At 54.1% G+C, this 18927-nt stretch carries 15 protein-coding genes; 3 read left to right on the top strand and 12 right to left on the bottom strand.

The window, feature by feature from the left end:
• Window positions 1-4: 4 nt before the first annotated feature.
• The 6 genes from B2310_RS00990 to B2310_RS00965 are packed head-to-tail and all read right to left on the bottom strand — an operon-like array spanning window position 5 to window position 7492.
• Entirely contained in the window at window positions 5-451 is a 447-nt protein-coding gene (locus tag B2310_RS00990) for a hypothetical protein (protein ID WP_073115869.1), read from the bottom strand.
• Window positions 448-2241: a c-type cytochrome gene (locus tag B2310_RS00985; RefSeq protein WP_290728032.1), complete on the bottom strand. Its 1794-nt coding sequence runs from the start codon at window positions 2239-2241 to the stop codon at window positions 448-450. The genes B2310_RS00990 and B2310_RS00985 overlap by 4 nt, the downstream gene beginning before the upstream one ends.
• Window positions 2238-3113, bottom strand: coding sequence for a 4Fe-4S dicluster domain-containing protein (locus B2310_RS00980; protein WP_290728030.1), 876 nt, complete (start codon window positions 3111-3113; stop codon window positions 2238-2240). Before B2310_RS00980 ends, B2310_RS00985 begins: the two co-directional genes overlap by 4 nt.
• Window positions 3114-3116: 3 nt before the next feature.
• On the bottom strand, window positions 3117-3674 hold the full coding sequence (locus tag B2310_RS00975; protein ID WP_290728028.1) for a cytochrome c3 family protein: 558 nt from the start codon (window positions 3672-3674) through the stop codon (window positions 3117-3119).
• A 12-nt stretch (window positions 3675-3686) separates the two neighbouring features.
• The gene (locus tag B2310_RS00970) at window positions 3687-4052 is read right to left on the bottom strand and encodes a c-type cytochrome (RefSeq protein ID WP_290728026.1); all 366 of its coding nucleotides are present in this window, start codon (window positions 4050-4052) and stop codon (window positions 3687-3689) included.
• Between the two features lie 41 nt (window positions 4053-4093).
• Window positions 4094-7492, bottom strand: coding sequence for a fibrobacter succinogenes major paralogous domain-containing protein (locus B2310_RS00965; RefSeq protein WP_290728024.1), 3399 nt, complete (start codon window positions 7490-7492; stop codon window positions 4094-4096).
• Window positions 7493-7685: 193 nt separating this feature from the next.
• Here B2310_RS00965 and B2310_RS00960 point away from each other — a divergent pair, with 193 nt between their 5' ends.
• Window positions 7686-8600 carry a PD-(D/E)XK nuclease family transposase gene (locus tag B2310_RS00960; RefSeq protein WP_290728022.1) on the top strand — a complete coding sequence of 305 codons (915 nt, stop codon included), beginning with the start codon at window positions 7686-7688 and terminating at the stop codon, window positions 8598-8600.
• A 70-nt stretch (window positions 8601-8670) separates the two neighbouring features.
• Here the strand turns inward: B2310_RS00960 and B2310_RS00955 are convergent, their stop codons facing one another.
• The gene (locus B2310_RS00955) at window positions 8671-9720 is read right to left on the bottom strand and encodes an NAD-dependent epimerase/dehydratase family protein (protein ID WP_290728020.1); all 1050 of its coding nucleotides are present in this window, start codon (window positions 9718-9720) and stop codon (window positions 8671-8673) included.
• 52 nt (window positions 9721-9772) lie between these two features.
• Here B2310_RS00955 and B2310_RS00950 point away from each other — a divergent pair, with 52 nt between their 5' ends.
• On the top strand, window positions 9773-10444 hold the full coding sequence (locus B2310_RS00950) for a hypothetical protein (RefSeq protein ID WP_290728018.1): 672 nt from the start codon (window positions 9773-9775) through the stop codon (window positions 10442-10444).
• 70 nt (window positions 10445-10514) lie between these two features.
• Here the strand turns inward: B2310_RS00950 and B2310_RS00945 are convergent, their stop codons facing one another.
• From B2310_RS00945 to B2310_RS00930, 4 genes are all read right to left on the bottom strand, one after another.
• Complete coding sequence (locus tag B2310_RS00945; protein WP_072810253.1) at window positions 10515-11681, bottom strand: phosphoglycerate dehydrogenase; 1167 nt, start codon at window positions 11679-11681, stop codon at window positions 10515-10517.
• A 66-nt stretch (window positions 11682-11747) separates the two neighbouring features.
• Window positions 11748-13487, bottom strand: coding sequence for a (E)-4-hydroxy-3-methylbut-2-enyl-diphosphate synthase (gene ispG / locus B2310_RS00940; RefSeq protein ID WP_290728016.1), 1740 nt, complete (start codon window positions 13485-13487; stop codon window positions 11748-11750).
• Window positions 13488-13528: 41 nt separating this feature from the next.
• Entirely contained in the window at window positions 13529-15250 is a 1722-nt protein-coding gene (locus B2310_RS00935; protein ID WP_290728014.1) for an HD domain-containing phosphohydrolase, read from the bottom strand.
• A 3-nt stretch (window positions 15251-15253) separates the two neighbouring features.
• A complete protein-coding gene (locus B2310_RS00930) occupies window positions 15254-16948 on the bottom strand; it encodes an HD domain-containing phosphohydrolase (RefSeq protein WP_290728012.1) in 1695 nt (564 codons plus the stop codon).
• A gap of 137 nt (window positions 16949-17085) precedes the next feature.
• Between B2310_RS00930 and B2310_RS00925 the strand changes: the two genes are divergently transcribed.
• The gene (locus B2310_RS00925) at window positions 17086-17832 is read left to right on the top strand and encodes a glycosyltransferase family 32 protein (RefSeq protein ID WP_290728011.1); all 747 of its coding nucleotides are present in this window, start codon (window positions 17086-17088) and stop codon (window positions 17830-17832) included.
• 120 nt (window positions 17833-17952) lie between these two features.
• On the opposite strand, the gene B2310_RS00920 is transcribed toward B2310_RS00925, so the two are convergent.
• The coding region (locus B2310_RS00920) for a S1 RNA-binding domain-containing protein (protein ID WP_290728009.1) at window positions 17953-18927 on the bottom strand (975 nt) is incomplete at its 5' end.

Raw genomic sequence — 18927 nt, 5'->3', positions numbered from 1 at the left:
TCAACTAGAAAAACACCCAGACGGCAATCCAGTAAGCCATCAGGGCGAACTCCATGCCCTGCGAGATGCGCGAGAGGAACGTGGAGCCAAACACGGAGACGGCGATTGCCAAGAGGCGTGTCCACGGCATGTCGAAGCCGTGGTAGAAGAGCGACACGGAGCCGAAGAACTCGACCCAGAACCACATGACCTGAGCCATGAGCAGGTAACGGCGGCGCTTGACGGGCAGGGCCGTCGTAGAGAAGCACAGGGCCAGCGCGAACATGCGGAAGGGGTAAGATTCCATCGCAGGGTCGTTCATGTCGCCCGAGAAGTAGGCGTAGACGCAGAACACGACTACGGCGGCAAGCAAGAAGAACGCCTCCTTGAACAGGCGGATGGGGCGGCGCCAGAAGAACTGGGCCATGGCGAGCGCGAGGAGGCAGGCGACAGCGTTCATCAGCGGGATCATTGTAGAACCTCCGCCGAATCGTTTGTTTCGGGCGTCGAATTGTTTATCTCGTGCGTCGAATCGTTTATCTCGGGTGCAGGGATGTCCTCCGGGGCAAGCGAGCGCATGTATCGCACGAGGGCGCGGGCTTCAGCCTCGGTAATGCGGTCACCATACGGGTTCATGTTCGTGCGCCCGTACATAATCACGTGTACCAGAGAATCCTCCCCGAGGGAATCGAGACGAGCCGCAGTCAACTTTTGCGGAACCGGGTAGAACTCGCGGACAAACTTCGCGTTGAACTTGCCGTCCGTCCCGTGACATCCGCTGCATCGCGCGTTCCATACCGCGCGCGTCCGCAGCGTATCAAACGCGCCACTGTCCGCCTCCCCCGGGACCTGCGCATAGCTCGTGAATTTCGAGGGCGCAGACGAACCGCCCGCATAAAACACTCCCGCAAAAAACGCAAACATAAGTACACATATAGCAAAGGCGATTTTCAGGTAACGGGAACCGCATCCATCTGCATTGTGCGCCGAAACCGCCTGCCATACCGGGCGTATGCATAGGGCAATAGCGGCCACCAGCGCCACAATCGGGTAGAATAGCGGGGCAACGTTCGGGATAGCGACCGCCACCGTATCGAACACGGGCTGCGACACCGCCCAGAGCGTGTAGACAAGCGCCACGAGCACGCCCAGCAACAACGGGAAGCGCAACACGATAAACTCGCGGCTCGTGAGCGGTTCCGTATGGGGTTCCACAACCGGCGCAGAAGCCTCTTCCAGTTCGCCGAAAAGAAGTTCCCCGCCCTCGATGGGCTTACGCAACTTTACACGCAAAATCACAAGCAACGTTGTAAACAACCCGATGGAAAAAGCGACAAGGCCCGCATCGACATACCCAAAGCCGCGCGGTTCGGCGGGCATTACCAGGAAGAAGCGTTCCAGCCAGAGCCCGAAAAGTACCGAGATCGAAATCGCAAGCCGCCCGATGGGGCTTTCGCGCACGGCAGACACCCACCAGAGTTGCGGCAACAGCGCCCCGAACGCGAACACCGAGAAGTTCCAGTCCCCCTTCAACGCGAAGTTCCAAGCCCAGAATACGAGCATCACGAAGGAACCGACCATCATGAGCTTTTCGAGCAGGCGCACGCGGCAGCCTTCCGCAACAAGCAGCACGTTCACCATCGCAAGGCCCGAATAGATGGCACCCGCGATAAAGTACAGCGGGAAAAACGCCCCGCGCCACTCGGGCACGAACGTCACCGCAAAATCGAGACTCACAATCGTGTGCACCCAGAGCACCAGCGGGAAGAGTAGCCATGCCATCGGGCGACGCACATCTTCCAGCGCCTGCGACCTATCCGCAAACAGGTGAATCGCGAAAAACACGAGCGAGAGTACCGCATAGATGGCGATGCAGCAGAAGTCCCACACCAGCGGGGAACGCACGTTCGCGAAACTCCCCCGTGCATCCAGAAACGGGATGACCATGTAGAAGTTTTCCACCACACCGAGATGCATGAGCGGGTATATCGCGGCGACCAGGAGCGCGCAGAGAGTCGTGAGTTCGGCAAGCATCGAGGTGCGGCGATCGAGCGGCACGCCGAGCGCAAGGAGAATCGCAGAAATGAGTGTACCCGCATGGGCGATGCCTATCCAGAAAACGAACAGGCTTACGGGAGTTCCCCAGAAGGTATGCGTGTCCAGCGACCACACGGCAGGGCCTTCCCAGAGGGAATACCCTAGCGCGGCAAGGCCGGGCAACAGGAGCGCAAGCCCCGCATATAGGAGGATGCGGAAAATCAACGATGCCCCCTCATGTAGACGATAGACGGGTCAAGCGAGGCGACTGCCTTCGGGGCATAGAGCACGCGGTCCTTCGCCGCCCTTACCAGCGGGGAACCTTCATCGAGCCAGTTGCCGAATATAATCGCGTTCTTGGGGCACGCGGCGGCACAGGCGGTGGTCACGCCGCGCCCGCGAAAACTTTCTCCCGGATGGAGCGCCTTGAAGTCGTGACGCGCATCCTGCAGGCGCTGCAGGCACAGCGAGCATTTTTCCATCACGCCCTTCTCGCGCACGGGAACGCCAGCGTTAAACTTGAGCGAACGGCCCGAAGCCACAGGGTCATCGAAATTGAACTTGCGGGCATGCACGGGGCAGTTCGCACCGCAAAAACGGCTCCCGGTACAGCGCTTGTACATCATCGCAGAGACGCCATCGGGAGTGTGGTTCGCGGCCCCCGTCGGGCAGACTTTCTCGCAGGGGGCATCCCCGCAGTGGAAGCACATCGCGGGCGCACCGCCGCACATCTCTATCCAGTGCATGAACTGCCCGCGGTTCGCACGCTCGGGAGCACTAAGCGGGATGTTGTTCTCCTGGATGCAGGCAAGCACGCACTTGCCGCAGGCATCGCAGGCATCCAGGTCGATAGCCATGCCAAAACGGTTCTCCTGCGAGGCACCGGGAGTCTTGAGCGCTGCGGGCATCGGCACGCGCACGAGTTCCATACCGGGCTTCATCTTCGAGAGGGCGAATTTCACCTCGTTCTCGAAGTCAGCGAGCTTGAGGCGCGCGCCCTTGACCGGCATATCGCCGAGCAGGCCGTCGCGGCACCCGAACAGCGCAAAACCCGCCACCGTCGCCGAAAGGATTTTCAAGAACTCGCGCCTGTCCATAAACTACCTGTGGCACGCGGCGCAGTACGTGGCCGCCCGCCTGAAATTCTTCTGTTTGAACGTTTCGCCCCTGTGGCAGGCGAGACACATCTGCATGCTGAAATTCTCGCCGCCGTACACGTCGGCCTTCGCGCCGGGCTGAGCTCCGGCAAAACCGCGGTGACAGTCCGCGCACTCCACCCCGGCGGCCGCGTGTACCCCGTGGTGGAACACCACGTGCTCCGGCAACGCGGACTCGTGCTTCCAGGGGTATGCCGGAGCGGCGGCCAGCGCCGAATCCAGCTTCTCGATTCCGGGATTTTCGGTGAGCGGCAGGCGGTGGCAATCCATGCAGTCCGCCTTTGCGGGCATATATGCGCGCGCCCCGGACGCAGCACCCGTATGGCAGTGGCTGCAATCGAGCCCGATGTTTTCGCCGTGAAGCTCGTGCAAAAAGGCAATCGAATTCGGGCCGCCCGCATCGGCACCCACTCGCACAGGAGTGGCCTTCTGGCAAAAGAGGAAATCCGCCAGAAAGAACGCGCACACGACCGCAAAAATGCCACCCATCCAATACTTCAAGCACAGCTCCTGTTACTTAGGCCTTCCGAGGTCGTCCGGGTGCTCCAGAATATACAGCAGCCACGACGCCATCATCTTCGCGTCGGCTTCGCTCATGGGCGAAATTTCCATCGGGTCCCACTGGTCAGGGTGCTTGGGTTCGGGCTTCATCAGGTACTGCACCAGAGCCTCGGGATTCTCTACATACTGCGCGACGTTATCCTTCATGGGCGGCGCCGCAAACTTGCGCGCCCAGCGATGGCAACCCTTGCATTCGTTGTTGTAGTACTCCCCCGCTTTCGCCTTGAGTTCGGGCGTCACGGCAGGTAGCACAAACACGTCCGCCGCAAAAAGCGCACAGACAAGGAGCACAACGGGTATAACGACACGAGAAATCATCAAAAAACAATATAGAAGTTTTTTGGCGAAAGAGTCCCATGCTAGTCCTTGACGCAACGGACTGAGAGCGCCATCTCCTTTTCACTGCCCGCCATGCCCACCAAGTCGTCTTCGTAAACAAAGTTCACCTCATACGCAGCATCACTATTATCCTCGGTAGAGCTCCAGAAAGCAGCGCTGATGCCCTCATTGTGGTATTCGCCATCGTAGTTGTAGCCGGCAGGAAGCACCGAGAATCCATAAGTATCAACGCCATTTCCTCCATCTTTCCAGCCAACCTTAGATTTTAAACTTTTACCAAACTGATCACTACCGATCAAATTAGGCAATATATCGAATTCCTCCTTGCTCGGCAAATGCCAACCGCTCGGGCACGCAGTTCTTGCTGCGTTCCATTTGTAAAGACGGCCATACTTTTTGCAGTTTACAAACTTACCGCCATAGCAATAGCTATCCTGCGTCTTGTAATTCAGGTTCTCCGCCATCCACGTCTGGTTGCCTATTTGTACCGTCTTGTACGATTTCCCATCGCGCGTATCTACCAAAGTTCCAGCAGAACTATTCGGTTCACCCAATTCGCCAGCGTCCTGGAGGCAACGCACCGAGAACCCAACGAGTTTATCGTTGAAAGACCGGCTCGCATTGTCCATGCCGTAGTTCAAATATATGTAGAACGCGTCGTAACTACTGGCTTTCGTAGAACTCCAGAAGTGCGAGAAGTTGCCCTCTTCGAGGTAATTTCCATCGTAGCTCCTAACACCAGCAGGAATCGCCGAAAAACCGAAGACATCCGTGCCGTTACCGTCGCTATTCCAATCAGACTTGGCCTTTAATTTTACTCCAGCAACCTGTTTTCCACCAACAGATTCGAACAATGTTTCAAATTCTGCATTGTTCGGCAAGTGCCAGCCTTCGGGACAGGCCGAAGTTGCCGCATTCCATGTGTAAAGGCGACCATACTTGGAACAGTTGCTAGAGTTATCATCATAACAGTAACTATCCTGCGTCTTATAATTCAGGTTCTCTGCCATCCAGGTCTGCGAGCCGATTTGCACAGTCTTGTACTTTTTCCCGTCACGTTTGTCAATTAAGGATCCTGCAGAACTATTTTCATCAACAACCACTGATGCGGCCAGAACCGGGCCTTCAGAAGAGTCGAATAATATAACTTCTTCTATATAATCTTGAATACAACGCACAGATAACCTACGATCTGAGGCTGTATGACCGGTTTCCAAACCCGCGTTGAGGTAGCGATAGTCCAAAACCATATAGTACGCGGATCCAGCATTTGCCTCAGAAGAACTCCAAAAATCAGCACCGATGCCCTCATAGTTGTACCCCTTACTGTCGTAGCCATAGCTGCAGCCGGAAGCGAGCGCCGAAAAGCCAAAGGAGTCCGTTCCATTACCACCATCTTTCCAGCCATTCTTTGATTTCAATTTTTTACCAGCGATGCTTTCGCCACCAACGGACTTAAACAATCTCTCAAATTCCTCTTTGTCCGGCAAATGCCAGCCTTCAGGACAGGCCGATCTTGCCGCATCCCAAGCGTAAAGGCGACCATATTTGGAGCAATTTGCAGCCTTGTCTTTGTAGCAGTAGCTATCATTGGTCTTGTAATTCAAGTTCTCTGCCATCCAGGTCCGATCGCCGATGGTAACGGTCTTATATGTTTTGCCGTCGCGTTCGTCTATCATGGAACCTGCCGTAACATTTACAACCGACCTTGTTGATTCATCGCCATTCCTGAGACAACGGACTGAGAACCCATAGTCCCTAGGCCCATCCTCCAAACCCACACTGTTGTAATCATACAAGTACATGTAGTATGCAAGATCTCTGCTACGCTCTGAAGAACTCCAGAAGTACGCAAACTCGCCTTTGGCTCCATAGCCCCCATTGATGCTTCTGTAGCTAGTGGGGAATCCCGAGAATCCGAAGGAGTCATTACCATTGCTATTGCCGTTCCAGCCAGCTTTCGATTTGAGAGCTTTACTAGCAGAGCTTTGACCGCCAACAGCCTCGAACAAAGTTTTAAATTCCTCTTTATCCGGCAAATGCCAACCAACAGGACAGGCCTTTTGAGCGGCATTCCACGCGTAAAGGCGACCGTATTTTTTACAATTTGCCGACTTGTTTTCGAGACAGTAGCTGTCCTTCGATTCGTAGTTCAGATTTTCCGCCATCCACGTCTGGTTGCCGATGGAAACCGTCCTATACGTTTTACCGTCACGTTCATCTATCAAGGAAGCACTGGATTTTTCGTCATTGTATACATTCCATGCCGCGTTTACTGGCTGCACCTCCGATTCGTCATCGTCCAAGAGGCAACGGACGGATACCTTGTAGTGCTTAAAGGGGTCGATACTTAATAATACATCGTCGAAGTTACCACTCAAATTCATGTAGCAGACACCATTGCTATCATTCTCTGTAGAACACCAAAACGTTGCGTTGTAATTTTCGCGGTTGAAACCACCATTGGAATCCCAGCTGCCGGCTGGGAGCACAGAGAAGCCGAAAGCGTCAGAACCATTGCCAATCTTTCCATTCCATCCGCCTTTCGATTTAAGAGCCTTGCCTGCAACATTTACCCCGCCAGTTGCAGCAATCAGAACCTCGAACTCCTCTTTGCTTGGCAAATGCCAGCCAGCGGGGCATACATTTAACGCAGTTTCCCATGTGTAAAGGCGACCATATTTTTTACAATTTGCAGCCTTTTCTTCATAGCAGAAACTGTTCTCCGTCTCATAGTTCAAGTTCTCCGCCATCCAAGTCTGATCGCCTATTGTAACGGTCTTGTACTTTTTCCCATCTCGATTGTCAACGAATTCTTTTTCATCGTCCTTGAGGCAGCGGACAGACAATCTTAAATCAGCTGATTCTGCTCCCAAGTAGACATCGTCTGAATTCCAAAGAAAATCTATGTAGAACGCATTGCCGACATGGGCCCCAGAAGAACTCCAGAAATTCGCGATATCATCCATGCCGATGTATCCATAATAATCTCCAGAATAAGTCCAGCTACCAACAGGACGCACGGAGAAACCAAATGCATCGATTCCATTCTCCTCAGACCAACCAGTTTTTGACTTCAATTTTTTTGCAATTCCCTTGCCGGCAGCATCTCCACCAATTGAAGCAAACAATGCTTCAAACTCCTCTTTATTTGGCAAATGCCAGCCAGCAGGGCATGCTTGTAGTGCTGCATCCCATTTATAAAGGCGTCCATTTTTTTTGCAGTTTGCAGACTTGTCTTCGTAGCAATAGCTTTCCTTAGTCTTATAATTCAAGTTCTCAGCCATCCAGGTCTGCGAGCCAATTTGCACCGTCTTGTACTTTTTCCCATCGCGCTTGTCGACCAAGGTTCCCTGCGCTGCAGCCATGGCCGAAGAGACCACAAGCAAAAGAGCCAATATTAAAGTTGAATACTTCATACCTTTAAGATAACACATTTTTACACAAACCGTACGCATAGCCAACGCATTTTTTCTTTTGGCGAGCTATTTTCCCCTCTTTTCCGCAAGTCCGCGAAAAAAACGGCCCAAAGGTAACGTTTTCGCGTTTCAATCGTTTTTATAGGTAGGCACACCCCAATTCCGGGGTATCGCCAACCCAAAGGGAGATTAAATGAACCGCATTGAATACATCGCCATGGCAAAGGACGTGCACGAGCACCCCGAGCGTCTGGCATACTACCGCAAGAAATACAAGAACGTCTATCCGTTTAGCGACGGCATCTTCAAGATGCTCCTGGCGAACGAGGCCAAGCCTGAACGCACCGTGAAGTTTCTAAACGCAATGCTTGGCCTCACCGGTGAAAAAGCGATAAAATCCTATACACTCGGAGTACCCGAAAATCCCGGTGTTTTGAACGACAAGACTGCAATTTTCGACATTTACGGAACTACGCAGGCGGGAGAACCCGTGCTGATTGAGGTCCAGCAGAACTTCAACACGCTTTTTGTGGACCGGCTTCTCTACTATACCGCCCGTGTTGTCTCGCGCACGGTCAAGAAGTCGCAGGATTACAACCTGCCGCACATCTACGTGCTCTCCATCCTGACCGAGAACCAGTTTCCGAAAGAACGGAATACGTACCTACACCACGCTCAACTGGTACGGAACCATCGTCTCTACTATGACAAGATGGACATCTACCTGGTCGAAATCGAGAAGTTCTTTGCCATCGACGATCGCACCCCGCCCGAAAAGCGCGACACGTCCGACAGGGCCGAAATGCTGCGCTTGTTTCGCGATGTACTTGAAGAAAATGAAATCCCCGAAGAAAAGCTGAAGCGCCTCCTTGACAAAGAGTTCGCAAAAGATGTATCTTTAGAAGGGTATACGGACGAAACTCTATTGAACGAGGTTGACGGAATGACGGACATGCTTTATGAGAAACAGGGCTCGTATTTGCAGGGAAAAGAAGACGACCGTAAAGAAGTCGCCCAAATCTTAATAAAAGCCGGCAAGCTATCTCCCGATGAAGCGGTCAGCCTCCTTCATGTTTCCAAAAGTGACATTCTGTCAAACGTGAAATAATCTTTCCATCAATCTTTTCTACACAAAAACGGCTCCCGGATGGGAGCCGTCGGCGTTTTTTAATATGTATCTACCTCAGTGGATTCTTGTCGCTCTTGTACCACTTCATGAACTCAGCGATGCCGTCGTGCAGGCTCCAGTGCGGCTTGTATCCGCATTCGGCCTCGAGCTTCGTGGTGTCGGCGTTCGTCTGGTAAACGTCGCCCGGCTGCATCGGCAAGAATTCCTTCTTCGCGGGCTCACCGTAAGCGTTCTCGATTTCGGCGATAAAGTCCATCAGCTTTACCGGGTGGCTGCAGCCGATGTTGTACACCTTGTAGGGCACGCCGTTTTCGCATTCCGCAGCGACAGGCATGTGGTCGAGCGCATGAACGCTGCCTTCCGCGATATCGTCGATATAGGTGAAGTCGCGAATCATGTCGCCATTGTTGAAGACCTTGATGGGCTCGCCCTTCGAGATGGCGCGGGCAAAGAGCATCGGGCTCATATCGGGGCGGCCCCACGGGCCATAAACCGTAAAGTAGCGCAGTCCCGTCATCGGGATGCCGTAAAGTTTCGCGTAGGAATGCGCCATCAGTTCGTTGCTTTTCTTGCTTACCGCATACAAACTAATAGGCCTGTCGACATTGTCTTCTTCGCTGTAGGGCACCTTCGCGTTCAAGCCATAAACAGAACTGGAAGAAGCATAGAGCAGGTGCTTTACCTGGTTGTTGCGGCATGCCTCGAGAATGTTGAGGAAGCCGACCATGTTGCTCTGCATGTAGGCATACGGGTTCGTGATGGAGTAGCGCACGCCGGCCTGTGCCGCGAGGTTCACCACCTTGTCGAACTTCTCGGCCGCAAAAAGTTTGTCGATAGATTCCTTGTCGGCGAGGTCCATGCGCACGAAGCGTGCACCCGCGAGCGTCGAACTTTCAAGCATTTGCCCGAAGGGGATTTCGGCAAGCACACCACCATTCACCGAACGGAAGCCGTTTTCCCACAGGCGCCCGTACTTGAGGCGTACATCGTAATAGTCGTTGATGTTATCGAGTCCCACCACCTCGTCACCACGGGCCGAAAGCATCGCCATGATCTTCGAGGCGATAAAACCCGCCGCACCTGTCACCAGAATCTTCATTCCTACAATCCTATTTTGTAACGAAAAGTAGAAAAATTCTATAATTCAAAACATGAAGAAGATTTTATTTACCATATTAGCCGTGTATTTCGCACAGACCTTCGCCGATACCCCCGAAGAATGGATTACGAGGGCGAACAGCGTCATCAAAAAAGAAATCCGCGCCTCGAGCAACACCATACGCTCCGCCTATTCCCTCGGGAGCCTACAGGAGGCATCGGCAATACTAGATTCTGCGCTCGAGCGCTTCCCGTACCGAATCGACATCTGGCTCGGGCAGGTCCAACTGAACGGCGAAATGGAAAACTGCAAGGAGCAAGTCAAATACTTCGAAAAAATCCACGACCTGTTAAAGACGAAAAAGGACAAGTGCGAACTCGCAGGTGGGCGAAAAATCGACAACGCAGACAAACTACTGGAGGGCGAATTCACCATCGCCGCAAGGAAGCACTTCGAAGTAGAAAACGACCCGTGCTACGAGATGCTCGCGCGCCAGATGTTCAAGTTCCTCCCCAACAGCGTCGAATCGCTGAACGCCATGAGCGTCGTGCACATGCTCCAAAAGAGCGACAGCGCGATAGTTTATCTGGAACGCGCCCACAAACTATACCCTTCCGACTGCATCGTGATTCACAACATCGTGGAATTCTACAAGCGCAAGGGCAACAAGAAAAAACACGAAGAATACACCATGAAAGAAGCGCTCATGTGCAAGCAGAAATAGAGCAACTCATATAAAAACAAAAAAGACCGAAGCGTCATGCTACGGTCTAAATTTTTTGCGGGGCGCAATCTTAGAAGTGGATCACGCGGACCTTGATGACCTTGTCGAGCTTGGAGAGTTTCTCGATGATGGAGTCGTCCACCTTGCTTTCCACGTCAACGAGGTTGTAACCGATTTTGCCGTTGCTCTTGTTGCTGAAGCTGGCGATGTTGATGCCTTCGGCGCCGAACACCTTCGTGATTTCGGAAATCATGTTCGGAACATCCTGGTTGATGACCACGACGCGGCTCTTGACGCCAGCGTGCGGGTGATCAACGAGGGCCGGGAAGTTCACGGAATTGCGGACGCAACCGAATTCGATGTAGTCCTTCAGTTCTTCGACGGCCATGACGGCGCAGTTTTCTTCGGCTTCTTCGGTAGAGGCGCCGAGATGCGGGAAGCAAGTCACCTTGTCGTTCTTGATGAGGTCTGCATCCGGGAAGTCGCAGAGGTAGCCCTGCAGAGAACCAGAGGCGAGCATCTCGTTGACCGGGGCCATTTCCACGATGCCACCGCGGGCGAAGTTCATGATGTAGCTGCCCTTGAAACCGGCGAGGTTCTTGCGGTTGAGCAGGTTCTCGGTCACGCCCTTGATGAACGGGACGTGCACGGTGAGGAAGTCAGACTTCGCAATCACGGTGTCGAGGTCGGCGATTTCCACCTTGTTGGAGAGTTCATGCATGTTGGCGGCGTTCGGATACGGTTCGTAAGCGATGACGCGCATGTTCTTCCAACGGGCATAGTTGGCGACGAGCACGCCGATCTTGCCGAGGCCAATCACGCCGAGAGTCTTGCCAGCGAGTTCCATGCCGGCGAATTTCTTCTTGCCGCTTTCGACGGTCTTCGCGAGGTCCGGGTCGGTGGTGTCGAGGTTCTTGACCCATGCGGCGGCCTTGTCCACGTTACGGACGGCCATGCCGAGCACGGTCATCACGAGCTCGGCAACGGCGTTGGCGTTTGCACCCGGAGTATTGAACACGCAGATGCCCTTTGCAGAAGCCTTGTCGATGGTGATGTTGTTCACGCCAGCGCCGGCGCGGGCGACAGCCAGCAGGCCGTCAAAGTTGTCGGTATCAACCTGGGCGGAACGCACCAAGATAGCATCCGGATTTTCGACGGAGTCGGAAACCTGGTAGAACGAGCCAAACAGGCTCAAGCCTTTCTTGGAAATGTTGTTCATCGTCTTAATAGTTGCCATTTTTATGTCCTTTGTTAATGTTTAAAATCTTTTCTTCAATGTCATCCTCGCGAAGGCGAGGATCTTTTAAGGTTCCTGCCAGCGACCGCGCTCCTTAATCAAATTCACGAGTTCCTCGATGGCGTCCTCTTCGGGGATATTCTTCTTCACAGCCGTCTTGCCTTCGAACAGCGTAATGCGGCCGGGGCCACCGCCCACATAGCCGAAGTCGGCGTCAGCCATTTCACCCGGGCCGTTCACGATGCAGCCCATGATGCCGATGGAAATGTCGGAGAGGTGTCCGAAGCGGGCCTTGATCTTGCCCATGACCTGCTGAATATCGTAGAGGGTGCGGCCGCAGCTCGGGCAGCTGATAAAGTTCGTCTTGCTGCGGCGGCAGTAGGCGGCCTGCAGAATATCGAATGCAAGGAGCACGCATTCCTTAGCGCCCTTGTAGCCGTCGATAACGACGGCGTCGCCAAGACCGTCGGTTACCAAGCTACCGATATCGGCGGACACGCGGAGTGTTTCCTTTTCGGAGTCACCAATTTTGGCGTAAAGCAAAATCGGGTCTTGGCGACCTGCCGCATCCAATGCGGCAGCAAGGGCGCGCACGCCAGCGACCATCTCGGCGCCGGTATAGCAGAACACGGAACCTGCGGGCACGCTCGCCGGATTCGCGGCGAACCCCGCGATGTCTATCGCGTCCTTGAACTGTACCACGGGGGCGGCATCCAAACTCGGCAGCGCAAATTCCGCGTTGCGGCGTTCGCCGGTAAGTGCAATCGCATCGGCCTTCACGCCGACCTTCACCGGACTATTGCCACCAATTTCCACGCCGGAAACATTCACGACAGAAGTCGCGCGGCGCTCGTAATGGTACGGGTCCTTCTCGAGAACCGGCACGTTGTATGCCGTCGGCGCAGCAGGCAAAGCGCAGGCCTTGATAAGCTCCTGCGCCACCGGGACTTCGGCCACAGGATCTTCGGTGAGTGATACGCGAATGGTGTCGGCGAGACCGTCAAGCAGCAAGGCGCCGATGCCGGCCGCAGACTTCAAGCGTCCGTCGGCACCCGCGCCCGCTTCCGTGACACCCACGTGGAACGGGTACGGCTTGAAGCCTTCCTGCTTGATGCGGGCAGCGAGCATGCGGTAGGCGGCAATCGCCACGCGCGGGTTGCTGCTCTTCAAACTTAAAACAACTTGGTCAAAATGCTCGGCTTCGCACACGGCCAGGTATTCCATGGCGCTTTCCACCATGCCTTCCACCGTATCGCCGTAGCGGTAAATCATGCGGGCAGAGAGCGAGCCGTGGTTAACACCGATGCGGATGGCGCGTCCCAAGCGCTTGGCCTCCTGCACAAACGGAGTGAAAGCCTCGGCAACCTTTTCCTTGCCCTCGTCAAACGACTTGTCCGTCTGCTGGTCGAGCGTCAAAATGCCCGTATCCACGAAGTTACCCGGATTGATGCGGACCTTCTCGACCCACTTGAGCGCCTCGAACGCGGCCTTCGGCTGGAAGTGGATGTCGGCGGAAACCGGCACCGTGCAACCGGCGGCACGCACCTGCTTCATCACTTCTTCAAGAGCGGCTGCATCTGCAAATGTCGGAGCGGTAATGCGAACCAGGCCACAGCCCACCTTGGCGAGCGCTAAAGTTTCGGCCACCGTCTTCTCGACGTCCTTCGGCTTGGTGGTGGTCATGGACTGAACTAAAATGGGGGCGTTGCCCCCGATAAGTGCGTCGCCAACGCGAACTTGTACAGTTTCCCTGCGGACGGCATTGAAGCGGTCGGCAACATACGGGAATTCGCTAAACTTTGTCATGGTGCCAAAGATAGAAAATTAAAAGCCAAAGCGGGTTATTTTTACTTTTCGTTGGACTCCCAGCCGGGGCTATTCCTGTAATAGTTCTCGAGTTTTTCGCGGCACGCGACAAAACTTGCCTTGAGCCTCGGGTCAAAATGCGTCCCCATCGAATCTATAATCAAATTGTAAGCATCCTCAAAGGACATCTGCTCCTTGTAGCAGCGCTTGCTCACCAACGCATCGTAGACGTCCGCAATCGCCATGACGCGCGCCTCGAACGGGATATTCGCGCCAAAGAGCCCGTACGGATAACCGCTCCCGTCAAAACGCTCGTGATGGAAGCAAGCGATATTCTTCGCAATCTCCACAAAGAAGGGTTCCTCGATTTCAGAAAGCAAGTTCTCCACGATGGCGGCCCCCTTCTCGGCATGCGTCTTCATCACCTCGAATTCTTCGGGCGTAAAGCTGCCGGGCTTGCGCAGGATCTTGTCGTCAATCGCAATCTTCCCGAGGTCGTGCATCGGCGCCGCCGCAATCAGCGCGTCGTAATATTCCTTCGTGCGCCCAAAGCCATCATCCTTCCGAAGTTCTTCGGCAAGGATTCCCGCGACCGCACTCGAGCGCATGATGTGGCCGCCCGTATTGCTGTCGCGACTTTCGACCATCTTCGCCATGCCCACAATCATCTGCTCCTGGATGGCGTGGATATGCCTGTCGTTATCCTTGATAACGTCCTTGAGTTTCGTGTTGTGCGTATCGAGTTTCTTGATATAGCGCTGCAGCTTGGTCTCATCCTCGATGCGAAACAGCACGATATGCGAAATCTTGTTGCGGGCAACCTTCCGCACGCACACCCTGAAGTTGCGCCGTCCATACGCGAAATAGCTGTCGCTCGGGGAATCCTTCCTCACGAACGATTCCATCAGCGAGCCAAAATGCTTCGAGATTTCGAGCCCCTCGGGCATCGTCTCATCCACACGGAATTCGTTGAGTTCCGGGAAAAACTTGAAGGCGATGTCGTTACACCCGAGGTAGATTCCCTTGTCCGAAAACGCCACATAGGCATTCTGGTTCTCCGCCTCGAGCGATTCAAGGACGGAATCCGAAATATCGCTCATCCTTACGCGCAGGCACACGAAAAAGAGAATAAATTCGTCAATGACAAACACCGTCGGCACCACCATCGTATCGCTCCCGACCTTTCTCGAAACAAGGAACGATATAATGGAAATCAGAGTCATGCACGCAATGGCAATCAGGTTCTTGTAGCTCACGTTGATCCGCGTACGCGCCGCATAGCTAATGGTCACGATATTAGCAAGCGTGTAGCACACCAGCACTATGTTCCACAGGATATGCGTCGGCCCATATTCGCAAGAGCAATAGCCCACCCCGTACATGTGCGTGTAGGTGACCGTCTTGTAATAGATATCGCTATATCCGATAGTGCAAGCGAGCACGAGTATCGCTACAGAACAAAGCCCCAGCAAAAGCTTTCCCCAGTCCGGGAACCTGAAGCGGCAGATGCGGAGGATAATGAAATACTCGAACATCGGCACGAAAACGGACCCCAGGTAGCAAAGCTTGGTCGCGATGATGACCGTCTCCCTCGTCTCGGAAAGGGCCCCAGCCAAGTAGCCGATGTTCGCAACAAGTACCGAGACAAAGATAGACGCGAAATAGAAATTCAGCTGTTTGCGATACAACAGCACAAGCGCGAACAGGTTCAGGAACGAGACCACGCACATCAGCACCAAGTAAGAAATCACCATGTTTTCCATACGCTAGTGCTCCACGGTCCTGTAGTAATCGCGAAGTTTTGGTTCGCAGTCAATAAAATATTTCTGAAGGACAGGGTCGAACTGTGTCCCCATCCCGGAGAGGATAATATCCCCCGCCTTGTCATACGACATGCTTTCCTTGTAGCAGCGGCTACTCACCAGCGCGTCGTAGACATCCGCGACCGCCATAATGCGTGCTTCCACGGGAATCTCCTCGCCCCGCAAGCCATGCGGGTAGCCCGTACCGTCAAAACGCTCGTGGTGGTAATGCGCCACGTTTTTCGACAGCTGCACAAAGAAGGGGGTCTCGATTCCGGTCAGCAGGTTTTCGACTATCACCGCACCCTTCTCGGCATGGGTCTTCATCTGCTCATATTCGTCATCGGTAAATCGTCCGGGCTTGCGCAAGATTTCGTCATCGATAGCTATTTTACCAAGGTCATGCATCGGAGCGGCAGAAATCAACGCATCGTAGAAAGAATCCATCCTCCCGTAGGCCATGTCCTTGCGCATCTCGGATGCCAGTATGCGAATCACCTGGCTCGTGCGCTTGATGTGACCCCCCGTATTGCCGTCACGGCTTTCGACCATATTCGCCATGCCGACAATCATCTGTTCCTGGATAGCGCTCACCGCCTGCGCATTCTGCTCGACCACCTTCACCAGCTGGTTATGACTCTTGCCAAGCGTGTCCACGTACATTTGAACGCTCGTATCATCCTCGACGCGGAAAAGGCAAATCTGCATCACGTTCCAGAGAGGAATCGTTCGTGCCGAGCACCTGAAATGACGATTGCCGAACCAGAACTTGAACGCATTCCGCGATTTTCCGCTCTCGACCTGCTTGAGCAGCGGATTGAACACCGCCCCCATCTCGCTTTCGTCGGGAATCGCCACATCCACGCGGCACTCCGCAAGCTTCGGGAAAAAGGCAAGCGCAATCTCATTGCAGCCAAGGTATTCGCCATCAGGCGTGAAAGAGACAAACGCGTTCGTGTTGTCCTTTTCAAGCGACTGCATCACGCTCCTAGCAATGTCGTACCACTTTACGTTCAAGCTGATGTAAAGCAAGAAGAACTGGTCGGCGAGATACACGAAGGGCATGCAGAGCATGTCGTTTTCCATGTACCTCGAAACAAAGAACGACGAAACCGTCACGAGCTGTAGAGCAAACATCGCAAAGATATTCTTGAGCGAGACCAGCCTCCGCATAAGGCAGGCATGGACAATCACCCCGATATCGAGCACCCCATATAACAGGATCATCGCATTGAAGACATCGTGACCCCAGCCGTAGGTCGCCACGTAGTTGCCCGCCCCGCTCTGCACCACGAACTCGACGGTCTTGTAGTAGATGTCGCTATAGCCCACCGTGAACGAGAGAAAAAGGACAAAGCAACTAAAGGCAATCAGAAGGACCCGCACCACCGGATGAATCCTCAGCCGGCAAACCTCCGCGAGCGTAAAGAACATGAGCATCGGCAAGAACGCCGAGCCCAGGTAATTTATCTTATTTGCAAGGATGGCCCCGTCGACCGATTCCGAGAACCCCAGGAGCCAGTGACCGAAACAGCTGACGACGATGGCGACAAACGTAAAGAACATGTAATTGTTCTGCTGCTTCCGAAATAAAAGCAGAAAGACAGCGAAATTCACTATCGAAAGAGCAAACGCCAATGTCAATAAGAACGGTCCCATCACAATCCTTGTTACAAAAATATAACAAAAAAGACGTTCTTTCCGCCTTTATGCCTAATTATTCATATAAAATCGCAAAAAAAGCATTCCATTTGACGAAAAAAATGTTAAAATAAGGGTGTAGACGGAGAATTTTTATGATCCCGAAGATATTTCATTATTGCTGGCTTTCGAACGAACCTTTTCCGGAAAAGGTTCAACGTTGTATGGAATCCTGGGAAAAGTTCCTGGGCGACTACAACTGCATTTTTTGGGATTACCAGAAGGCCAAGGCGACAGGCATTCCCTGGATTCTTGAAGCCATGGAACAGGGCAACTGGGCGTTTGCCGCCGACGCGGTGCGCCTGTACGCGCTCTACACCGAAGGCGGAATCTACCTGGATTCCGACGTACAGCTTCTGATGTCGCCGAACCACCTCCTCGACCGCAAGTACATTCTCGGATACGAGAACGGTTCCAAGCGAATTGAGCCTTCGTTCCTGGGGGCGGAGAAGGGCTCGCCCATCATCGGCGAGGCGCTCAAGTACTACACCGAAAGGCATTACGAATACAGCGAAGAGAAGGTGGAACAGCTGGTACTCCCGCAGATTCTCGCGAACGCCTGTGACAAGTTCAACGGGCTGGATATCCTGCCCGAATGGTACTTCTCGCCCAAGCGCTTTTTGGACGGTGCTATCAATACCGCCGACGAGACGGTGAGTATCCACCACTTCGGGAGCAACTGGCGCCCCGAGAACATCCGCATCGGCATGAAGCGCAGGCAGTACATCTTCAAGAAGTTCCCGCGCCCCATCGCAGAACTGCTAGCCGTCCCGACCACCTTCTGGTCCGACATGAAGGCCCAGGGAATCGGGGCTGCGTTTAAGCACCTCTTCTCTAAATAGCGACAAGGGCGGGCTTGGCCCTCCAACCACCATTGTCATCCCCGCGTAGGCGGGGATCTTTCTTTATATACGAAAACGCCCGGCGGTTAAGCCGGGCGCTTTCAATTTCGTATAAACGAATTATGCTTCAGCCGGAGCTTCTGCAGCAGGTGCTTCAGCGGCCGGAGCATCAGCCGGAGCAGCCTTCGGAGGGAGGAGCGCCTTCATAGAAAGCTTCACCTTGCCCTTCGGGTCCACACCGAGGCAGAGCACTTCGACTTCGTCACCGACGTGAACGACGTCTTCGACCTTATCGACGCGGTGGTCGGCAAGTTCGGAGATGTGCACGAGGCCGTCGCGACCAGGCAGGATTTCGACGAATGCGCCAAACGGCTGGATCGTCTTGACCTTGCCCTTGTACTTGCGGCCCGGTTCGGGTTCGGCAGTGAGTTCTTCGATCATGCGGCGGCAGACTGCAGCGGCCTTGCCACTGGGAGCGGCAATGTCGATGTTGCCATCGTCGTCGATGTTGATGGTGCAACCCGTCTGAGACTGCATGCCCTTGATCACGGAGCCACCGGAACCGATGACGTCGCGAATCTTGTTCGTCGGGATGCGCATCTTGATCATGGTCGGAGCCTTCTCGGAAACCTTCGGACGCGGAGCGGCGAGGCCGAGTTCAGCCATCTTGCCCAAGATGTGGAGACGGCCCTGACGAGCCTGTTCCAGAGCTTCGCGCATGAGTTCCGGCGTAATGCCGCGGATCTTGATATCCATCTGGAAGGCCGTGATGCCTTCGGCAGTACCCGTCACCTTGAAGTCCATATCGCCGAGGTGGTCTTCCGTACCGGTGATGTCGGTCAAGATCTTGATCTTGCCGCCTTCCTTGACGGAACCCTTTTCGGAGATGAGGCCCATGGCGACACCTGCGACCGGAGCCTTGATAGGAACGCCAGCGTCCATCAAGCTGAGGCAGCCACCGCAAACAGAGGCCATGGAAGAAGAACCGTTGGATTCCTGAATTTCGGAAACCACGCGGATGGTGTACGGGAAGTCTTCCGGCAGCGGAAGAACGGCAGCGAGAGAACGTTCGGCGAGGTGGCCGTGACCGATTTC

It is taken from the genome of Fibrobacter sp. UBA3629 (assembly GCF_002374005.1).
Classification (GTDB): domain Bacteria; phylum Fibrobacterota; class Fibrobacteria; order Fibrobacterales; family Fibrobacteraceae; genus Fibrobacter.
The sequence above is the reverse complement of the archived record's forward strand: the minus strand, read 5'-3'. Positions and strand labels throughout refer to the sequence as shown.